This window comes from Kineosporia sp. NBRC 101677, assembly GCF_030269265.1.
Classification (GTDB): Bacteria; Actinomycetota; Actinomycetes; order Actinomycetales; family Kineosporiaceae; genus Kineosporia; species Kineosporia rhizophila.
The window spans coordinates 27314-46417 of sequence record NZ_BSTA01000018.1 but is presented as its reverse complement, the minus strand read 5'-3'; the positions used below and the strand labels follow the sequence as shown (position 1 = coordinate 46417).

The 19104-nt window shown below is 71.8% G+C and carries 16 protein-coding genes; 7 read left to right on the top strand and 9 right to left on the bottom strand.

Annotated features, from left to right (window positions below):
- Positions 1-8 precede the first annotated feature (8 nt).
- The 3 genes from QSK18_RS33665 to QSK18_RS33655 are packed head-to-tail and all read left to right on the top strand — an operon-like array spanning position 9 to position 3420.
- A complete protein-coding gene (locus QSK18_RS33665; RefSeq protein ID WP_285627837.1) occupies positions 9-1427 on the top strand; it encodes an NAD(P)/FAD-dependent oxidoreductase in 1419 nt (472 codons plus the stop codon).
- Between the two features lie 47 nt (positions 1428-1474).
- Positions 1475-3004 carry an APC family permease gene (locus QSK18_RS33660; RefSeq protein WP_232810660.1) on the top strand — a complete coding sequence of 510 codons (1530 nt, stop codon included), beginning with the start codon at positions 1475-1477 and terminating at the stop codon, positions 3002-3004.
- Positions 3004-3420: a universal stress protein gene (locus QSK18_RS33655; RefSeq protein ID WP_232810659.1), complete on the top strand. Its 417-nt coding sequence runs from the start codon at positions 3004-3006 to the stop codon at positions 3418-3420. Before QSK18_RS33660 ends, QSK18_RS33655 begins: the two co-directional genes overlap by 1 nt.
- Positions 3421-3497: 77 nt before the next feature.
- On the opposite strand, the gene QSK18_RS33650 is transcribed toward QSK18_RS33655, so the two are convergent.
- Positions 3498-4616: an FAD-dependent oxidoreductase gene (locus tag QSK18_RS33650; protein ID WP_232810658.1), complete on the bottom strand. Its 1119-nt coding sequence runs from the start codon at positions 4614-4616 to the stop codon at positions 3498-3500.
- Positions 4613-5086, bottom strand: coding sequence for a HutD family protein (locus QSK18_RS33645; RefSeq protein ID WP_285627833.1), 474 nt, complete (start codon positions 5084-5086; stop codon positions 4613-4615). The genes QSK18_RS33650 and QSK18_RS33645 overlap by 4 nt, the downstream gene beginning before the upstream one ends.
- A 190-nt stretch (positions 5087-5276) precedes the next feature.
- On the opposite strand from QSK18_RS33645, the gene QSK18_RS33640 reads away from it, so the two are divergent.
- Positions 5277-8654 carry a pyruvate carboxylase gene (locus tag QSK18_RS33640; RefSeq protein WP_285627830.1) on the top strand — a complete coding sequence of 1126 codons (3378 nt, stop codon included), beginning with the start codon at positions 5277-5279 and terminating at the stop codon, positions 8652-8654.
- Between the two features lie 74 nt (positions 8655-8728).
- Here QSK18_RS33640 and QSK18_RS33635 read toward each other — a convergent pair whose 3' ends face one another.
- Positions 8729-9703, bottom strand: coding sequence for an SDR family NAD(P)-dependent oxidoreductase (locus QSK18_RS33635; protein WP_285627827.1), 975 nt, complete (start codon positions 9701-9703; stop codon positions 8729-8731).
- A 125-nt stretch (positions 9704-9828) separates the two neighbouring features.
- Here QSK18_RS33635 and QSK18_RS33630 point away from each other — a divergent pair, with 125 nt between their 5' ends.
- Together QSK18_RS33630 and deoC are read left to right on the top strand one after the other, a co-directional pair.
- The gene (locus tag QSK18_RS33630) at positions 9829-10695 is read left to right on the top strand and encodes a helix-turn-helix domain-containing protein (RefSeq protein ID WP_285627824.1); all 867 of its coding nucleotides are present in this window, start codon (positions 9829-9831) and stop codon (positions 10693-10695) included.
- 10 nt (positions 10696-10705) lie between these two features.
- Positions 10706-11380 carry a deoxyribose-phosphate aldolase gene (gene deoC / locus QSK18_RS33625; RefSeq protein ID WP_232810653.1) on the top strand — a complete coding sequence of 225 codons (675 nt, stop codon included), beginning with the start codon at positions 10706-10708 and terminating at the stop codon, positions 11378-11380.
- On the opposite strand, the gene QSK18_RS33620 is transcribed toward deoC, so the two are convergent.
- The 6 genes from QSK18_RS33620 to QSK18_RS33595 all read right to left on the bottom strand — a co-directional run bounded on the left by QSK18_RS33620 (position 11374) and on the right by QSK18_RS33595 (position 17461).
- A complete protein-coding gene (locus tag QSK18_RS33620) occupies positions 11374-12009 on the bottom strand; it encodes a response regulator (protein ID WP_232810652.1) in 636 nt (211 codons plus the stop codon). The two genes, deoC and QSK18_RS33620, sit on opposite strands and share 7 nt — an antisense overlap.
- Positions 12002-13303, bottom strand: a complete 1302-nt coding sequence (locus QSK18_RS33615; protein ID WP_232810651.1) for a sensor histidine kinase — start codon at positions 13301-13303, stop codon at positions 12002-12004. The genes QSK18_RS33620 and QSK18_RS33615 overlap by 8 nt, the downstream gene beginning before the upstream one ends.
- Positions 13294-14037 (bottom strand): ABC transporter permease, encoded by a 744-nt coding sequence (locus QSK18_RS33610; protein ID WP_232810650.1) that lies wholly within the window; start codon positions 14035-14037, stop codon positions 13294-13296. The genes QSK18_RS33615 and QSK18_RS33610 overlap by 10 nt, the downstream gene beginning before the upstream one ends.
- A 1-nt stretch (position 14038) precedes the next feature.
- Complete coding sequence (locus QSK18_RS33605) at positions 14039-14950, bottom strand: ABC transporter ATP-binding protein (protein ID WP_232810649.1); 912 nt, start codon at positions 14948-14950, stop codon at positions 14039-14041.
- 85 nt (positions 14951-15035) lie between these two features.
- Positions 15036-16718 (bottom strand): urease subunit alpha, encoded by a 1683-nt coding sequence (locus QSK18_RS33600; RefSeq protein WP_232810648.1) that lies wholly within the window; start codon positions 16716-16718, stop codon positions 15036-15038.
- Entirely contained in the window at positions 16715-17461 is a 747-nt protein-coding gene (locus QSK18_RS33595) for an urease subunit gamma (protein WP_285627815.1), read from the bottom strand. Before QSK18_RS33595 ends, QSK18_RS33600 begins: the two co-directional genes overlap by 4 nt.
- Before the next feature lie 172 nt (positions 17462-17633).
- Between QSK18_RS33595 and QSK18_RS33590 the strand changes: the two genes are divergently transcribed.
- The gene (locus tag QSK18_RS33590) at positions 17634-19082 is read left to right on the top strand and encodes an APC family permease (protein ID WP_232810646.1); all 1449 of its coding nucleotides are present in this window, start codon (positions 17634-17636) and stop codon (positions 19080-19082) included.
- Positions 19083-19104 lie beyond the last annotated feature (22 nt).

Sequence of the window (19104 nt, the reverse complement as noted above, 5' to 3'; positions counted from 1 at the left end):
AGAAAAAGATGACGATCGTGGCACCCGCAGCTCAGCGCACCGCCTACGAACGACACGCCCCCGACCCCCGTCTGGTCGAGCAGGCCCTGGCCGGCAGCCGGCACGCGGTCTTCTGGCTCGAGGACGCCCCGGGCCCGCACCACGAACCCCTCACCGCCGCGACCACCGCCGACCTGGCCGTGGTGGGCGGCGGCTACCTCGGCCTGTGGACCGCCGTGCAGGCCAAGCGCCGCGCCCCGGGCGCCCGGGTGGTGCTGCTGGAGGCCGAGACCATCGGCTGGGCCGCCTCCGGCCGCAACGGCGGTTTCTGCGAGGCCAGCATCACCCACGGCGAGGACAACGGGCGCTCGCGCTGGCCCGGTGAGTACTCGGCCCTGGAGCGGCTGGGCCGGGAGAACCTGGACGGCTTCGAACGGGACGTGCGCGAGCTCGGCCTGGACTGTCAGTGGGAACGCACCGGCACCCTGGCCGTGGCGGTCGAGCCGCACCAGGTGCAGTGGCTGGGGCCGGACGCGCTCGACGCCGGCCGGGTGCGGGGCGAGATCGCCTCGCCGCTGTTCCTGGGCGGCACCTGGAACCGGCGCGACACGGCCCTGGTGCATCCGGCCCGGCTGGCCCACGAGCTGGCCCGGGTGGCGGTCGAGCTGGGCGTGGAGGTGCACGAGCACTCGCCGGTGGTCGACCTGGCCGGCGGGCGCCGCGGGCCGGTGGTCCTGCACACCCCGCGCACCACCGTGCGGGCCGCCAAGGTGGCCCTGGCCAGCAACGTCTTCCCCTCGCTGCTGCGCCGGACCCGGCCGATGACGGTTCCGGTGTACGACTACGTGGTGATGACCGAGCCCCTTACCGCCCAGCAGCGCGCCGCGATCGGCTGGGAGCACCGCCAGGGGCTGACCGATCTGGCCAACCAGTTCCACTACGCCCGGCTCACCGCCGACGGCCGGATCCTCTACGGCGGCTACGACGCCGTCTACCACCGGGGCGGCCGGCTGAGCTCGGCCTACGAGGACCGGCAGGCCACCTACGCCCGGCTCACCTCGCACCTGCTGGCCACCTTCCCCCAGCTGGCCGGTGTCCGGATCAGCCACCGCTGGGCCGGGGCGATCGACACCTGCACCCGGTTCACGGCCTTCCACGGCCTGGCCCGGGGTGGGCGGGTGGCCTACGCGGCGGGCTTCACCGGGCTCGGGGTCGGGGCCACCCGTTTCGCCGCGAATGTGATGCTCGACCGGCTGGCCGGCGAGCAGACCGAGCGCACCCGGCTGTCGATGGTGCGGCGCCTGCCCCTGCCGTTCCCGCCGGAGCCGCTGGCCGGGGTGGGCATCGAACTGACCCGTTGGTCGCTGGACCGGGCCGATCACCGCGCCGGGAGGCGCAATCTGTTCCTCAGGACGCTCGACGCCGCTGGACTGGGCTTCGACTCCTGAGAGCGCATGAGATCCTCCTGAACTCCCCTGTTCCGGAAAGGCCCCCATTGACCAGTCCTGCCGCGAAAGAGCACCCGCCCGAGCTGAACCACTCGGCCATCGGCTTCGTCGACGCCGTGGTGATCGGCCTGGCCGCCACCTCCCCGGCCTACTCGCTGGCCGCGATCATCGGCGCGATCACCGCCGCCGTCGGCATCTACGCGCCCGGCGCCCTGCTGGCCTCGTTCGTGCCGATGGCCCTGATCGCCACCGCGTTCCTCTACCTGAACCGGGTGGACCAGGACTGCGGCACCACGTTCAGCTGGGTGACCCGGGCGATGGGCCCGTGGTTCGGCTGGATCGGCGGCTGGGCGATCACCATGACCGGCGTGCTGATCATCGGCTCCCAGGCGGACGTCGGGGTCGGGTTCTTCCTGCGGATGATCGGCCAGGACGGGGCGGCCGAGAACAACTGGGTCCGGATGCCCCTGGCGATCGCCCTGATCCTGTTCCTGACCTGGCTGTGCGTCCTCGGCACGGACCTGTCGGCGCGGGTGCAGAACGTGATGATCCTGATCCAGGTGGGCGCCCTGCTGGTGTTCGCCGCGGTCGCCCTGGGCCGGGTCTACGGCCTCTTCGGCGACGACAGCCCGCTGCAGCCGCTGCACCCGGAGCTGTCGTGGTTCAACCCGTTCGGCGCGGGCGGGGCCCCGCTGACCACCGCCCTGCTGCTGGGCGTGTTCGCCTACTGGGGCTGGGAGGCCTCGGTGAACCTCAACGAGGAGACCCGGGGCGGTCCCTCCACCGCCGGCCGGGCCTCGCTGCTGTCCACCTTCATCCTGCTGCTGACCTACCTGGGCGTGGCCACCGCGGTGGTCGCGTTCGCGGGCACCGCCTGGCTGACCGACAACGCCGACGAGGAGGAGGCGGTCTTCGCCCTGCTGGCCGGTCAGGTGATGGGCGGCTGGGACTGGGTGCTGCTGGCCTCGGTCGCGGTCTCGGCGATCGCCTCCACCCAGACCACGATCATCCCGGCCTCGCGGACCGGCCTGTCGATGGCCCGCCGGCACGCCCTGCCGCCGGGCTTCGGTCGGATCCACCCCCGCCACCGCACCCCCGACGTGAGCACCTGGTGGGTGGCCGGCATCGCGATCGCCTGGTACGTGGCGATCTACCTGCTCAGCGAGAACGCGCTGTACGACTCGGCCACCGCGCTGTCGCTGCTGGTCGCCTTCTACTACGCGCTCAGCGGCATCGCCTGCGCCGTCTACCACCGCAAGCACCTGCTGGAATCGGCCCGCAGCCTGATCCTGATCGGGGTGGCCCCGCTGACCGGTGCCGTCCTCCTGATCTGGCTGCTGGTGCTCTCGGCCCGGGACATGGCCGACCCGGAGAACTCCTACAGCGGGGCGGCCTGGCTGGGTGTCGGCCCGCCGCTGGTCATCGGCGTCGGTATCTTCCTGGTCGGCGCGGTGCTGATGCTGGTGTGGCGGGCCCGTGACCGGCGTTACTGGCACGAGCGGCCGAGCCTGCCCGACCCCGACGTGGTGCACGGGCTGAAGTCCGCCGTACCGGATCCCGATGGAATGGAACCCTGATGAGCATCGTGCTGGGCTACGACTCCTCGCCCGCCGCGAACGCCGCCCTGGAAGTCGCGATCGACCTGGCCAAGCGCCTCGACGAGAAGCTCGTGCTGGTCTACGGCGCGGGGGTGCCGGGCGGGGTGAGCGAGGAGATGTCCTCGCACCGGGCCGCCCTGGAGGAGATCGGCCACCGCGCCCTGGACGAGGGCGTGGCCCGGGCCCGTGAGGCCGGCGCCGAGGCCACCGTCGAACTGCTGCCGCGCAAGCCGGTCAAGGCCCTGCTGGAGGCCGCGGAGAATCACGACGCCGGCTTCATCGTGGTCGGTGCCACCTCGGAGAGCCCGATGCGGGCGGCGATGCTCGGCGCCGTGCCGCACAAGCTCCTGCGCCGCAGCACCCGTCCCGTGCTCTGCGTGCCCGCCCCTTCCTGAAAAGCAACCACCAACTAAAGGACGCCGGCCCGCCTACCCGGGACCGGCGTCCTTTAGTTGGTGGTCGGGTTGGTCGCTTAGGCGGAAACCCGGAACTCCCGCGGCATCTCGGCCGTGCCCAGCACCACGTCGGCGGCCAGTTCGCCCAGCACCGGAGCGAACTTGGCGCCGTGACCGGAGCAGGCCGAGAGCACGGTGACGCCCTCCATCCCGTCGATGACGAAGTTCTCGGTGGGTGTGTTGGTGAACAGGCAGGTGGTCTCGGCGTAGGGCTCGGGCTCCAGGCCCGGCATAAACCGGCGCACGTGCTCGACCACGCGGGCGCGGTTGGCCGGGTCGATCAGCCCGGTGCGGGCCGAGGCCGAGGAGAGCACCCGGCCGGCGTTGTACTCGGCCACCTTCTGCCCACGGAACTGCGCGTCCCGGCCGCCGGGCAGGGCGTACACGCAGATCTCCGGGCGCTTGTGGATGAGCGTGGGCCAGTTGTCGGCGCCTTCGCGGTAGGGGAAGTGAAAAGCGTTCTCCTCGCGCACCTCCAGGTCGGGGAACGCCTTCACGAACGCTTCCGGCAGGGCGAGCCGGCCCAGCACCTCGGGCAACCACCCACCGGCGCTGACCACCACCCGCCCGGCCTCCACCACCCGTCCGTCGTTCGAGATCGCCCGGAAACCGGCCCCCGAGCGCTCGAGCCGGGCCAGCGGCCAACCGGTGAGGATCTGCGCGCCCAGAGCCTCGGCCGCCGCGATCATCGCGCGGACCGTGTTCTCCGCGTCCAGCACCCCACCCTCGGGGTGGAACAGCACGTCGGTGTCGAAACCGATCTGCGGCCAGCGTTCTCGCGCAGCCTCCAGCTCTACCAGCTCGTGCTCCACATCACGCTCGGCCAGCACCCGGGCCAGGCCGTGCGGGTCGCGGTCGGTGCCGAAGTCGAGGGCGCCGGTACGGGTGACCAACGGGGCGCCGTGCAGCGCCGCCAGTTCACCCCAGCCCGCCACCGACGCCTTGACCAGATCCACGTAAAGGCCCTCGGGGTAGGCGAACCGGAAGATCCGGGCCGAACCGTGCGAGCTGCCGTGCGCACTGGCCGGCACGTCCCGCTCGACGAGGGTGACGTCGAGGCCGCGCTGCGCCAGCCGCCAGGCCGCCGAAGCCCCGGCCAGACCGCCGCCGACCACCAGAACCGAACCGGAACTCATGAGATCTCCTCCACCACGACCACGGGGCCGATCACCGGCACGTCCGGGCCGTCCGGGCCGTCCGGGCCGGGCACGTCCAGCCAGGCGTCTCCGGTGGCCGGATCGACCACAGCCACCGCCCTGCTCTCGGGCCAGGTACCGAACCGCACCCGGGCCCGGCCGGGCCGGTGCGTCATCACGTTCACGGCCGTGACCGCGCCCTGCGGAACCGCCGACACTGCCGCTTCCCCAGTGAAGCCGAGCATCTCACCCGCCGTCAGCCGGTGCCGCTGCCCGTCCACGGTGAGTTCGACCACGCCCCGCCCGACCACGAAGACCCGGTCGAGGCCGGGGAACACCGAGAACGGGCCAGGCGTGGCGATGGTGGCCACACTCAGCCGCCACCGCTCGTCGCGGAACAGCTCGCGGGTGACTCCCCCACCGTTGCGCCACCGCTGCTCAGCAGCCTCGGCGTACCGCACTGTCGGCACGAACTCTCCAGGTTTCACATCAGGGAACGACATCAACCCATAGTGGACAATCACTGGGTTGCCGAACATCCTTCCCCACCCGGCGTGACCCACACCACGGCCGAAGGCCTCTATCTCTCCTGGCCCCGACTTATCCTGCCCAACGACGCTACCCCCGGCACCAAGCTGTTAAGAGGCAGGGAGATCGCCCGTGTTCTCGAAGATTCTGGTGGCGAACCGCGGCGAGATCGCCGTTCGTGCCTTCCGCGCCGCCTACGAGGTGGGAGCCCGCACCGTGGCGGTCTTCCCCTACGAGGACCGCTGGAGCGAGCACCGGCTCAAGGCCGACGAGTCCTACGAGATCGGTGAGCGCGGCCACCCGGTGCGCGCCTACCTGGATCCGGAGGCGATCGTCGCGGTCGCGGTCCGATCCGGCGCCGACGCCATCTACCCCGGCTACGGATTCCTCTCCGAGAACCCGGCGCTGGCCGAGGCCTGCAACCGGGCCGGGATCACCTTCGTCGGCCCCGGCTCCGACGTCCTGGAACTGACCGGCAACAAGGCCCGCGCGATCGCCGCGGCCCGGGCCGCCGGCGTCCCCACGCTGGCCAGCGTTCCCCCTTCGAGAAACCCCGAAGAGCTTGTGGACGCCGCTGGGCACCTTGCGTATCCCCTGTTCGTCAAGGCGGTGGCCGGGGGTGGCGGTCGCGGCATGCGGCGGGTGGACCGGCCCGAAGACCTGCGCGAGGCGATCGAGACCTGCATGCGTGAGGCCGACGGCGCCTTCGGTGACCCGACCGTGTTCATCGAGCAGGCCGTGGTCGACCCCCGGCACATCGAGGTGCAGATCCTGGCCGACGGCGAGGGCGACGTGATGCACCTCTTCGAGCGGGACTGCTCGGTGCAGCGCCGGCACCAGAAGGTGGTGGAGATCGCCCCGGCGCCCAACCTGGATCCCGAGCTGCGCGAGCGCATCTGTTCCGACGCAGTACGTTTCGCCCGCGAGATCGGCTACCGCAACGCCGGTACGGTGGAGTTCCTGCTGGCCCCCGACGGCTCGTACGTGTTCATCGAGATGAACCCGCGCATCCAGGTCGAGCACACCGTCACCGAGGAGATCACCGACGTCGACCTGGTTCAGTCCCAGCTGCGGATCGCCTCCGGCGAGACCCTCGCCGACCTCGGCCTCTCGCAGGAAACGGTGGCCATCCGCGGGGCCGCCCTGCAGTGCCGGATCACCACCGAGGACCCGGCCAACAACTTCCGCCCCGACACCGGCGTGATCACCACCTACCGCTCCCCCGGCGGCGGCGGGGTGCGCCTGGACGGCGGCACCGCCTACACCGGCGCCGAGGTCAACGCCCACTTCGACTCCATGCTGGCCAAACTCACCTGCCGGGGCCGCACTTTCGACAAGGCGGTGGAGAAGGCCCGGCGGGCGGTGGCCGAGTTCCGCATCCGCGGGGTCTCCACCAACATTCCCTTCCTGCAGGCGGTTCTGGACGACCCGGACTTCGCCGCCGGAAGGGTGACCACGGCGTTCATCGAGACCCACCCGCACCTGCTGCAGGCCCGCGGCTCCGGCGATCGGGGCAGCAAGCTCCTGTCCTACCTGGCCGACGTGACCGTCAACCAGCCGCACGGCGCGGCCCCGGTGACCATCGACCCGGCCCGCAAGCTACCCACCACCGACCTGAACGCGCCCGCCCCCGAGGGCACCCGCCAGCTTCTGAAAGCCCTTGGCCCGGAACAGTTCGCCCGCACGCTGCGGGAGCAGAACCGCGTCGCCGTCACCGACACGACGTTCCGCGACGCTCATCAGTCGTTGCTGGCCACCCGCGTCCGCACTCGTGATCTTCTCGCCGTGGCGCCGCACGTCGCCCGCACCACCCCCGAACTGTTCTCGATCGAGGCCTGGGGCGGCGCCACCTACGACGTGGCGCTGCGCTTCCTGGCCGAAGACCCCTGGGAGCGCCTGGCTTCCCTGCGTGAAGCGGTACCCAACATCGCCCTGCAGATGCTGCTGCGCGGGCGTAACACGGTGGGCTACACCCCCTATCCCACCAAGGTGACCGACGCGTTCGTGGCCGAGGCCGCCGCCACCGGCATCGACGTGTTCCGGATCTTCGACGCACTGAACGACGTGGAACAGATGCGCCCGGCGATCGAGGCGGTGCGCGCTACCGGGACGACGGTGGCCGAGGTGGCGCTCTGCTACACCGGCGACCTGTCCGACCCGGGCGAAAAGCTCTACACCCTCGACTATTACCTGCGCCTCGCGGCCCGCATCGTCGAGGCCGGGGCGCACGTGCTGTGCATCAAGGACATGGCCGGGTTGCTGCGCGCCCCCGCCGCCGGCCGCCTGGTGAAGGCGCTGCGCTCGGAGTTCGACCTGCCGGTGCACCTGCACACCCACGACACCGCCGGCGGTCAGCTGGCCACCCTCACCGCGGCCATCGCCGCCGGGGTGGACGCGGTCGACGCAGCCAGCGCCTCGATGGCCGGAACCACTTCTCAGCCGCCGCTTTCGGCGCTGGTCGCGGCCACCGACTTCGGCGAGCGGGAGACCGGGCTGTCACTGGCCGCGGTGAACGCCCTGGAGCCCTACTGGGAGGCCGTGCGCCGGGTGTACGCGCCGTTCGAGTCCGGCCTCAGCTCGCCGACCGGGCGGGTCTACCGGCACGAGATCCCCGGCGGGCAGCTGTCGAACCTGCGCCAGCAGGCGATCGCCCTCGGGCTGGGCGAGAAGTTCGAGCAGATCGAGGACATGTACGCCGCCGCGAACGACATCCTCGGCAACGTGCCCAAGGTGACCCCCTCGTCCAAGGTCATCGGCGACCTGGCGCTCTCCCTGGTCGCCGCCGGCGCCGACCCGAAGGACTTCGCCGAGCAGCCGGGCTCGTTCGACATCCCGGCCTCGGTGATCGGCTTCCTCAACGGCGAACTGGGCGACCCGCCCGGCGGCTGGCCGGAGCCGTTCCGCAGCAAGGCGCTTCAGGGCCGAAGCTGGAACGCCCCGGCCGAGGAGCTCACCGCCGAGCAGACCGAGGCGCTGGCCGCGAACCCCCGCCAGACCCTGAACGAGCTGCTCTTCCCGGGCCCCACAAGGATTTTCGCCGAGGCCCGGTCGACCTACGGCGACACCTCGGTGCTGCCCACCCTGGACTACCTGTACGGCCTGCGCCGGGGTGACGAGCACGTGGTCGAACTGGACGAGGGCAAGACGCTGATCATGGGGCTGCAGTCGATCAGCGAACCGGACGAGCGGGGTTTCCGCACGGTGATGGCCCGGCTGAACGGCCAGATGCGGCCGATCAGTGTGCGGGACACCCGGATCGCCGACGAGATCCCGACCGCCGAGAAGGCCGACCCGGCGGTGCCCGGCCACGTGCCGGCGCCGTTCCAGGGGGTGGTGACCGTGGTGGTGGCCGAGGGCGACAAGGTCTCGGCCGGTGACACGGTGGCCACGATCGAGGCGATGAAGATGGAGGCCTCGATCACCGCCCCGGTGGAGGGTGTGGTGCAGCGACTGGCGCTCACCGGGGTCCAGAGCGTGGACGGTGGCGATCTGGTGCTCGTGCTCGGCTGAGTGGGTGTTTCGGTGCGAACCGACCAAAGGACGCTTGTCCCGGGCGCCGGGACAAGCGTCCTTTGGTTGGTGGTTCAGTCGGTTTCGAACGCGTTGACGCCGGTCAGCTCGGCCGAGAGGTCCCAGAGCCGGGCTGCGTCCTGCGGGTCGACGGCCCATGTGGCCAGTCCGGCGACCTGAGCATCGAGCAGGTCGTCGGGGCCGACGATCCCGGCCACGTCGACGTCTTCGAGGTAGAGGCCGCCCCGGCCGTCCAGCTGCGGTGAGGTGGCGGCCCAGAGCCCGGTCGCCGCACCCTGTTCCGGAGTCTTCATGGTCTCCGGGTGCGCCCACGTGCCGTCTGAGTTCATCCAGCCGAGGGCCACCATCTCGGACTGCTCGAGGTGCCGCACCAGGCCGGTGTCGATCGTGCCCGGCTGCAGGGCGAAGGCCCGCACCCCCGAGCTCGCCCCGAGCGCGTCGAGGTGCACCGCGAACAGCACGTTGGCGGTCTTGGCCTGGCCGTAGGCGATCCACTTGTCGTAGTCGCCCGAGTCGAAGTGCGGATCTTCCCAGCGGATCCCGCCGAACCGGTGCCCCAGCGACGAGAACGCCACCACGCGGGCCCCGCTCCCGGCCCGCAGGGCCGGCCAGAGCCGGTTGGTCAGGGCGAAGTGGCCGAGGTGGTTGACCGCGAACTGAGACTCCCAGCCCTTGCCCACCCGCTGCAACGGCGCCGCCATGATGCCGGCCGCGTTGATCAGGATGTCCAGTTCGCGCCCGGAGGCGAGGAACCGGTCGGCGAGGCCGGCCACGCTGTTCAGGTCGGCCAGGTCCAGCTCGTCGATCTCCACATCCGGGAGACCGGCCAGGGCCTGCCCGGCGAGCTGGGGGCGCCGGGCAGGGACCACGACGTGGGCGCCGGCGTCGGCGAGGGCGCGGGTGGTGGCCAGCCCGATCCCGGAGTATCCGCCGGTGACGATCGCCACCCGGCCGGTCAGGTCGATCCCGGCCAGCACCTCGGCCGCGGTGGTGTTCCGGCCGAACCCTGAGTCGATCTTCTTCTGCACTGGGTCTCCTGCTGATAGGTGTGTCGGATCAGCAGATCGCAGGGACCGGGAGGGGTGACAGATTCTGCTATCGGGGTACTGCGGGTGACTGTCTCGGCCTGACCCGCCCGCCTATCGTCAGGGGCATGGGAAGTGGTCCTCATGTTCAGGCCGACATGCGCCGCCGGGTCCGGGAGTTCCTGTCCACGCGGCGGGCGCGGCTCACTCCGGAACAGGCGGGCCTGCCTTCGGTGGGCGGGCGGCGCCGGGTCAAGGGCCTGCGGCGGGAAGAGGTGGCGGCGCTGGCCGGGATCAGCGTGGAGTACTACATCCGGCTCGAGCGCGGAGACGCCGGAAACGTGTCCGGCAGCGTGCTGGAGGCCATCGGCCGGGCCCTGCGGCTGGGCGCCGCCGAGCACGACCATCTGCTCGACCTGCTCCGCCCGGCCGACGGTTTCGAGTGCCCGGTGGTCGACCGGCCGGCCCTGCGGCCGCCGGTGCAGCGGATCCTCGACTCGATGGGCACCACGCCCGCCCTGGTGCACAACTGGCGTCTCGACGTGATCGGCGCCAACGCACTGGGCACGGCCCTGCTCGAACCGGTGCGAACCGGGAGCGAAGCCGTCAATCTGGCCCGCGCCGTGTTCCTGGGTCCGGCCGCCCGGGACTTCTGGCCCGACTGGGAGCCGGTGGCCACCGAGACCGCGAACCGGCTGCGCGTCGCGGCCGGCAGCAAACCCTGCGACCGGGCCCTGGCCGACCTCGTCGACGAGCTGTCCACCCACAGCGCCGACTTCCGCGAGCACTGGGCCCGGCACGAGGTGCGGGTGCCGGCCAGTGGCGTCCGGAGGCTGCGGCACCCGGTGGTCGGCGAGCTGGTGCTGCCGTTCGAGAGCACCCCGCTGGTCGCCGACCCGGGACAGACCCTGCTGATGTTCACCGCCGAGCCGGGCAGCGCCTCCGACGACGCCCTGAAGCTGCTGGCCAGCTGGTCGGCGGTGGCGCGGCGCTAGGGTTGGGTCCATGACCGAGAACCTCGCCAGCTACATCGACCAGACCCTGCTCAAGCCCGAGTCCACCCCCGACGACGTGCGCAAGCTCGTCGCCGACGCGCGGGAGCTGCAGGTGTTCGGGGTCTGCGTCTCCCCGAGCCTGGTCACCGTGGCCAAGCAGGCTGCGGCGGGCTCGGAACTGGCCGTGGTCACCGTCTGCGGCTTCCCCAGCGGGGCGGTCAAGGCCGAGGTCAAGGCCACCGAGGCGGCCCTGTCGGTGTCCGAGGGGGCCGACGAGGTGGACATGGTGATCAACGTCGGCGCCGCCGTGTCCGGTGACTTCGCGCTGGTCGAGGCCGAGATCGCGGCCGTGCGGGCGGCCGTGCCGGCGCCGGCCCGGCTCAAGGTGATCGTCGAGTCGGCTGCCCTGACCGACGAGCAGCTCACCGCCGTCTGCCAGGCCGCCACCCGGGCCGGGGCCGACTTCGTCAAGACCTCCACCGGATTCCACCCCAGCGGCGGCGCCACCGTGCACGCGGTCGAGGTGATGGCCGCCGCGATCGGCCCGGACGTGAAGATCAAGGCCTCCGGCGGCATCCGCACCCGGGAGGACGCCGAGGCGATGATCGCCGCCGGGGCCTCCCGTCTGGGCCTGTCCTCGGCCCGCGCCGTTCTCGAGGGCAGCACGGCCACCGGCAGCTACTGAGCTCCCAGCACGCCGCGTTCGTAGGCGGCGGCCACGGCCGAGGCGCGGTCCTTCACCCCGAGCTTGTCGAAGACGTGCCCGAGGTGCGTCTTCACCGTGGCCTCGCTGACGAACAGCGCCCGGGCGATCTCGCGGTTGGTCCGGCCCCGGGCCACCAGGGTGAGCACGTCGATCTCGCGCGGGCTGAGCGCCTCGGCCCCGGCCGAGCGCACCCGCGAGATCACCCGGGTGGCCACCGCCGGGGAGAGCACCGACTCCCCGGCCGCGGCCGCCCGGATCGCCCCGGACAGTTCCTCGCGGCGAGCGTCTTTCAGCAGATAGCCGGTGGCCCCGGCGTCGAGCGCGGCCATGATGTCGCGGTCGGTCTCGTAGGTGGTCAGCACCAGCACCCGGGCCCGGGCGCCGCGCCGGGTGAGGGTGGCGATCGCCTCGGCCCCGCCCCCGCCGGGCATCCGCAGGTCCATCAGCACCACGTCCGGATCGAGCGAGAGGGTGAGCCGCACCGCCTCTACGCCGTCCCCCGCCTCACCGACCACGCTGAAACCGGGCACCGCAGCACACATCCCCCGCAGGCCGTCGCGCACCACCGGGTGGTCGTCCACGATCAGGATGCGGATCGGCTCAGGCACGGGCCGCCACCCAGTCGGGCCCGGCCGGCACGCGCAACGAGATCGCCGTCCCGCCGCCGATCTCTGATTCCACCACCAGCACGCCGGAACACCGCTCGGCCCGTTGCCGCATACCGTCCAGCCCCATTCCCCCGCTCTCGGGTGACCGGCCCGCCTGAGTGACCGCCGCCGGGTCGAACCCGGCGCCGTCGTCGCGCACGTCGAGCACCAGTTCGCCGTCCATGTACGACAGCGTCACCCCGACCCGTTGTGCTGCTGCATGTTTCGCCACATTGGCCAGGGACTCCTGGGCCACCCGCAGCACCGTCGCCTCCAGCTCGGCCGACAGCGGGACCGGATCGCCGGTGACGGTGAACTCCCCGGCCACCGCGCTGCCCAGCGACCACTCCTCGACCAGCCGTTTCAGAGCCGCCCCGAGCGTGGCCTGGTTCAGTTGCGCCGGCCGCAGCCCCTGCACCGAACGCCGGGCTTCGCCCAGCGCCTCGCGCGCCAGATCGGCTGCCCGCCGCCGGTGTTCGCCCGCCGCGTCGGGTTCTGCCGAATCGTCGGCCGCCTGCAACTGGGTGACCACCCCGATCAGACTCTGGGCGATCGTGTCGTGGATCTCCAGGGCCAGCCGCTCCCGCTCGTCGCGGACCCCGGTGCGGCGCGCCTGGACCAGGAGTTCCTCCTGCAGGCGGGCGTTCTCGGTGAGCGCGGCCTGCAGGGCGGTGTTGGCCCGCTCCAGCTCGGCGATCGTGCCGTCCCGTTCGGCGGCCAGGTTCTGCTCCTTCTCCGCGATCCGCGAGAACACCGTCACCAGGCCGAGGTTGAGCAGCAGCAGCACCCCGAACGCGCCCCACTGCCAGGGGTTGCGCGGCGGAAAGCCGCCCGACTGCGAGCCGGCCATCGTCACCGCCGTGCCCGTGAGCGTGACCAGCCCCCACCGGCGCGACACGTAGAGGTGCTGGTCGAAGTAGCCGACGGTGGCGAAGACCGAGAAGAACGGGTTGAGGGCGGTGGCCAGGAAGGCCAGCACCGTGCGCACCACCAGATAGGTGCGGCCGGTGGCGTCGTTCAGTTCGGTGCGCTGCCAACGGCGATCGGCAAGGGCATAGTGCAGGAGGCCGAGCACCACGCTCAGCCCCAGCAGATACGGCAGCCCCTCCTCGACCTCGAGCGCACCCGCGGTGACCACGCTCAGCACCACGGCCAGGACGAGCAGCAGGTACGGCCCCCGGCGCAAGGCCAGCGATTCCGGCCCCAACGGCATGCCCGTCACCTCCCGCCCGACGACCCGCTCGATCACTGCCATCTGAAGTATCGCGTGGCCAGGCCACCCAGGCCCAGCGTCCACAGCAGCAGCACCGCGATGTGCGTCAGGTCGGGCCACTCGCCCAGAGCCGCCTGATCCATCCCCCGCGCTGCTGCCCCGAACGGAGTCGCCTGCACCACCATCCGCATCGGATCGGGCATGGCCTGCACCGGGAACCACACCCCGGAGGTGAACATCATGGCGATGAACACGGCGCTGCCCACCGCCGCACTGCCCTTGGCCGTGCGGGACAAGGACGACACCAGCCCACCGATGGTCAGGGCCGCAGCCAGGGCCAGGCCGAGCACCAGCAGATAGGGCACCACCGCCCCCGGCAGGCTCACGTCGAAGGCCAGGCCGCCGATCAGCAGCACCAGCGCGGTACCCGCCACCACCGCGCCCCCGTGCAGCACGAACTGGGCCGCCAGCACGTGCCAGGGCCGGGCCGGCGTGGTCGCGATCCGGCGCAGCACCCGCTGCTCGCGGTAGGCCGAGAGTACCGCGGGCATCGACTGCACCGAGGCCATGATCGCGGTGACCAGGATGGTGATCGGCACGTACAGGTCGATCACCCGGGCCCCGCCGTACTCCGGCACCGGTTCCCGGAAGGACGGGATCAGACCCAGGATCACGAACAGGACGGGCGGGAATGCGACCGTCCAGAACAGTGCCCCGGGCTCACGCAGGAACAGCCGGAACTCGGTGCGCAGCACCGCCCGGGCCGGGCTCGCCATGTCAGATCTCGCTCTCGTCGGTGCCGACCAGGCTCAGATAGGCCTCGTCGAGGGTGGACTGGGTCACGCGCAGTCGTTCCGGCCGGACGTCGAGCCGGGCCAGCAGGCCGAGCACGGCCAGCACCGCAGCGTCGTCGGCCAGCAATTCGAGCCGCCCACCCCGCTCCCGCACCTCGGCGACCCCCTCGACCGAACGCAACCGGGCCACGTCCACCGGCGCGTCCGGGCTGAACGACATCGCCGTGGGGGTGGCCGAAGCGGCGATCAGCCCGGCCGGGCTGTCCAGGGCCACCACCCGGCCACGGTCGAGCAGGGCCAGCCGGTCGCACAGCCGCTGCACCTCGGGCATCAGATGACTGACCAGGACGATGGTGGTGCCCTCGGCCCGGACCTGCTCGACCAGCTGCCACACGGTGCGGCGCGAGGCCGGGTCGAGACCGGTGGTCAGCTCGTCGAGCAGCGCCACCCGCGGTCGGCCGACCAGGGCCAGGGCGATGGCGAGCCGCTGCTGCTGCCCGCCGGAAAGACTGGCGTAGCGAGCATCGAGCTTCTCCCCCAGACCGAGCTGCCCGGCCATCGCCAGGCCGTCGGCCGGATCCGGGTAGAACGCGGCGAACAGCTCCAGCGCCTCCCGGACGGTGAGCTTGGCCTGCAGTCCGGCCTGCTGCAGCTGCACACCGATCAGGCTGGTCGCCGCCACCCGGTCGGCGTACGGATCGATCCCGGCCACGCGCACCGTGCCCGCGCTCGGCCGGGTGAGGCCGGCGATGCACTCCACCGTGGTGGTCTTGCCCGCGCCGTTCGGGCCGAGGAGCCCGAAGATCTCGCCCTCGGCCACGTCCAGGTCGATGTGCTCGACCGCGGTCACCTCGCCGTAGGTCCGGCGCAGCCCGCGCACCTCGATGATCGCCATGGCAGCCAGTCTTCGCCGGTCTCACCGCGCCGGGATCAGCCGATGCGCTGCCGTGCACCAGCCGATCGGCCAGCCGGCGGTCCGCTCAGAGGTGATAGAGGCGGTTCAGCGACACCGACTCGGCGGGTTCGGAGGTGACCGGTTCGCCGTCCACGGTGACCAGGCCGCCGGGTGAGACCCGCACCGACGCCAGCCGCGAGTTCAGCTTCATCGACCCGAGCCCGATCCCGCGGGTGTTGCGCACCCCTACCCGGCGGCGCCGCGTCGTCATCGAGTCGTTGCCCTGTTCCGCCGCGGCCTGGGAGGTGAACGCCACCGACAGGTCGGCCGCGGTGGCGCCGTGCGCGCCGAACTGCGGCCCGTAGACCAGGGGCTGGGCCCGGTCGATGGCCGCGTTGGGGTCGCCGGTGACCCCGTAGGCCGGGAACCCGGCCTTGAGCACCAGGTCCGGCTTGGCCCCGAAGTAGGCCGGCTGCCAGAGCACCACATCGGCCAGCATGCCCACCTCCAGGGTGCCGACCTCGTGCGAGAGCCCGTGCGCGATCGCCGGATTCACCGTGAGTTTGGCGATGTAGCGCAGTACCCGGGCATTGTCATCGCCGTCACCGTCGCCGTCGGCCCCCAGTTCGGCCTTCATCTTGCCGGCCATGGCGAAGGTGCGGCGCACCGTCTCTCCGGCCCGGCCCATGCCCTGGGCGTCGGAGGAGGTGATCGGGATGATCCCGAGGTCGTGCAGCACGTCCTCGGCGCCCATCGTGCCGGCCCGGATGCGGTCGCGGGCGAGCGCGGCGTCGGAGGGGATGTCCTCCTTCAGGCCGTGGGCGGCGACGATCATGTGATAGTGCTCGGCCACCGCGTCACGGCCGAACGGCAGGGTCGGATTGGTCGAGGAGCCGATGACATTGGGCTCACCGGCCATCCGCAGCACGTTGGGCACGTGTCCCCCGCCGCAGCCCTCGATGTGGAAGGCGTGGATGGTGCGGCCTTCCAGCACGGCCAGTGTGTCCTCCACCGACAGGGACTCGTTGATCCCGTCGGTGTGCAGCGCGACCTGCACGTCGTGGTCCTCGGCCACCCGCAGCGCGGTGTCCAGCGCCCGGGCGTGCGCCCCCATGTCCTCGTGCACCTTGAACCCGCAGGCCCCACCCTCGACCAGCGCCTCCACCGACGAACCGGGGTCGGAGGCCGAACCCCGGCCGAGGAAGCCGATGTTCACCGGCCAGGCGTCGAAAGCGTTGAAGGCGTGCCGCAGCGCCCAGGGCGAGTTGACCCCCACGCCCCAGACCGGGCCGAACTCCTGGCCGATGATCGTGGTGACCCCGGCCGCCAGAGAGGCCTCCATGATCCGAGGGCTGAGCAGGTGCACGTGGGTGTCGATCGCCCCGGCGGTGGCGATCAGGCCCTCACCGGAGACGATCGTGGTGCCGGTGCCGACCACCACGTCCACCCCGTCGAGCGTGTCCGGATTGCCGGCCCGGCCGATCGCACTGATCCGCCCTTCCCGGATCCCGATCGAGACCTTGCGGATGCCGAGCGCGGCGTCGATCACCACCACGTTCGAGATCACCACGTCACAGGTCTCACTCACCCGGGCGGCCTTGAGATGCATTCCGTCGCGGGCGGTCTTGGCGAACCCGGCCAGGAACTCCTCGCCCGGGTGCTGCGCGTCGCTCTCGACCCGGATCACCAGACCGGTGTCACCGAGCCGGATCCGGTCTCCGGCGCGCGGCCCGTAGGTGCCGGCGTAGTCGTTCCCGCTCAGACTCACGACTGCTCCCCGGTGTTCTCGGTGTTCTCGGTGTTCTCAGCAATTTCGGTGTTTTCGGTGTTCTCGGTGTCCAGGTAGCCGCAGGCGTGGGCTTTCCGCAGAGCGTCGTCCAGGGCGCCCGGTGCGTCGAGCGGGCCGTCGACCAGACCCGCGAAACCGATGACGACGCGGTCCCCGCCGATCGGGGTCAGCTGCACCTCGAGGGTCTGGCCGGGCGCGAACCGCACGGTGGCGCCCGCGTCCACCGCCAGCCGCCTTCCGTACGCCGCCCGCCGGTCGAAACTCAGCCGTGGGTTGACCTCGAAGAAGTGAAAATGCGAGGTGACACTGACCGGGACCGACGCGGTGTTGGTGACCACGAGCGTCCTCAGATCCGTGAACTGCACCGGCTCGGCCGGGCCGGGCAGCAGGGCCCCGGGAGCATCGGAGCCCATCGAGGCGCCTCCGAACGGGTCGGTGACCACGATCAGCCGGCTGCCGTCGTCGAAGACCGCCTCCACCTCGACCTGACCGACCACCTCGGGCACCCCCGGCAGCACGTCGTCCACCCCCAGCACCGCCCGCCCGGCCTGCATCGCCTCGGCCAGCCGGCGGCCGTCCCGGGCCGCCTCGCAGACCGTGTCGGCGATCAGCGCGGTCGCCTCGGGCACGTTCAGCCGCAGACCGCGGGCGCGCCGGGCACGGGCCAGCTCGGCGGCGGTGAAGATCAGCAGCCGGTCGCGTTCGGTGGGCGTCAGTCGCATGCCGCGGAGACTAACCGGCCGGGGCGAGGGCCGGGCGCAGGCCGACACGAGAACGGATCAGCGACGAAACACGATGGATACACACGGCGAGCACCATAACCGAAACCATTTCGGTTATGGTGCTGTCAGTGCAGCTCAACGAGGTGCAGCACCCGCGTCCTGGAGGAATCGCATGGACTCCGCCCCGCCCACCCCCCTGGCCGGCCCGGCCGCGAGCGACGACCCCGGGCTGAAGGCCGGTGCGATCGGCGCCCCGGGCATCACCGCCCTGGTCGTGGCCGCCGCCGCCCCGCTCACCGTGATGACCGGGATCGCTCCCCTGGCGATCAGCATCGGCGGGATCGGCGCCCCGGCCGGCTATCTCGGGGCGGCCGTGGTGCTGGCCCTGTTCGCGGTCGGCTTCACCACCATGACCCGGCTGACCGGCGGTTCGGGCGCGTTCTACTCGTACATCACGCTGGGCCTGGGCCGCAGCGCCGGAGCCGGGGCGGGCATCCTGGCCGTGGTCTCGTACAACGCCCTGCAGATCGGGGTCTACGGCCTGCTGGGCACCCAGTTCCAGGCCGCCTTCGCCCGCTTCACCGGCGCCGACCTGCCCTGGTGGCTCTTCGCCGGAGCCGCCGTGCTGATCGTCTGGGCCCTCGGCCGACGCGGTGTGGACGTGAGCGCCCGGCTGCTCGGGGTGCTGCTGGTGGCCGAGACCCTGATACTGGTCGTGCTGGTGGCCGGGGTGCTGCTCAGGGGCGGCCGGGACGGCCTGCACCTCACCTCGTTCACCCCGTCTGCGATCACCGCCCCGGGCATGGCCGGGATCCTCGGCTTCTGCTTCGCCGCGTTCGCCGGATTCGAGTCCACCGCCCTGTACCGGCGCGAGGCCCGCGACCCCGACCGCTCCATCCCCCGCGCCACCTACGCCGCGGTGGCCTTCCTCGGCCTGTTCTACGCGCTCGTGGTGTGGGTCGTGGTGCAGGCGCTGGGCGAGGCCGGGGCCCCCGCCGCGGCCGGGGTGGACCCGGTCAACCTGTTCTTCACCGTGATGGACGCCTACGTGGGTACCTGGGCCAGCGACCTCATGTACGTCCTGGTGCTGACCAGCGTCCTGGCCTCGCAGATGGCCTTCCACAACGCCATCACCCGCTACTCCTACAGCCTGGCGCAGGACGGCCTCCTGCCCTCGGCGCTGGCCCACGCCCACCCGCGCTACGGCTCGCCCTCCCGGGCCGGCGCCGTCCAGAGCCTGCTCGCGGTGGCCGTGGTCGGCGCCTTCGCGGTGGCCCAGGCCGATCCGTACCTGCAGCTGGTCCTGTTGGTGAACACGCCTGGGGCGATCGGGGTGCTCCTGCTGCAGCTGATCACCTCGGTGGCCGTGGTGGTCTACCTACGCCGCCAGAGCGGCACCCGCCCCGGCGTGCTGCTGGCCGCCGGCGCCGCCACCGTGCTGCTGGTGGTGGTCCTGTACTACCTGATCCGCAACGTCGCCTACCTGACCGGCGCCGAGACCTCCACCAACGAGGTCCTGGTGGCCATCGTCCCGGCCGTGTTCGCCGCCGGGGTGCTCGCCGCCCGATACCTGCGGGCCCGCCGACCGGAGCAGTACGCCCGGATCGGTTCCGAGTCCTGAACCCCCGAAACCATTACCCAGC

Coding starts and splice junctions, on each gene's coding strand:
- QSK18_RS33615 (WP_232810651.1), bottom strand. CDS start 13,303: ATGGCAGTGATCGAGCGGGTCGTCGGGCGGGAGGTGACGGGCATGCCG.
- QSK18_RS33610 (WP_232810650.1), bottom strand. CDS start 14,037: ATGGCGAGCCCGGCCCGGGCGGTGCTGCGCACCGAGTTCCGGCTGTTC.
- QSK18_RS33665 (WP_285627837.1), top strand. CDS start 9: ATGACGATCGTGGCACCCGCAGCTCAGCGCACCGCCTACGAACGACAC.
- QSK18_RS33655 (WP_232810659.1), top strand. CDS start 3,004: ATGAGCATCGTGCTGGGCTACGACTCCTCGCCCGCCGCGAACGCCGCC.
- QSK18_RS33605 (WP_232810649.1), bottom strand. CDS start 14,950: ATGGCGATCATCGAGGTGCGCGGGCTGCGCCGGACCTACGGCGAGGTG.
- deoC (WP_232810653.1), top strand. CDS start 10,706: ATGACCGAGAACCTCGCCAGCTACATCGACCAGACCCTGCTCAAGCCC.
- QSK18_RS33590 (WP_232810646.1), top strand. CDS start 17,634: ATGGACTCCGCCCCGCCCACCCCCCTGGCCGGCCCGGCCGCGAGCGAC.
- QSK18_RS33650 (WP_232810658.1), bottom strand. CDS start 4,616: ATGAGTTCCGGTTCGGTTCTGGTGGTCGGCGGCGGTCTGGCCGGGGCT.
- QSK18_RS33595 (WP_285627815.1), bottom strand. CDS start 17,461: ATGCGACTGACGCCCACCGAACGCGACCGGCTGCTGATCTTCACCGCC.
- QSK18_RS33630 (WP_285627824.1), top strand. CDS start 9,829: ATGGGAAGTGGTCCTCATGTTCAGGCCGACATGCGCCGCCGGGTCCGG.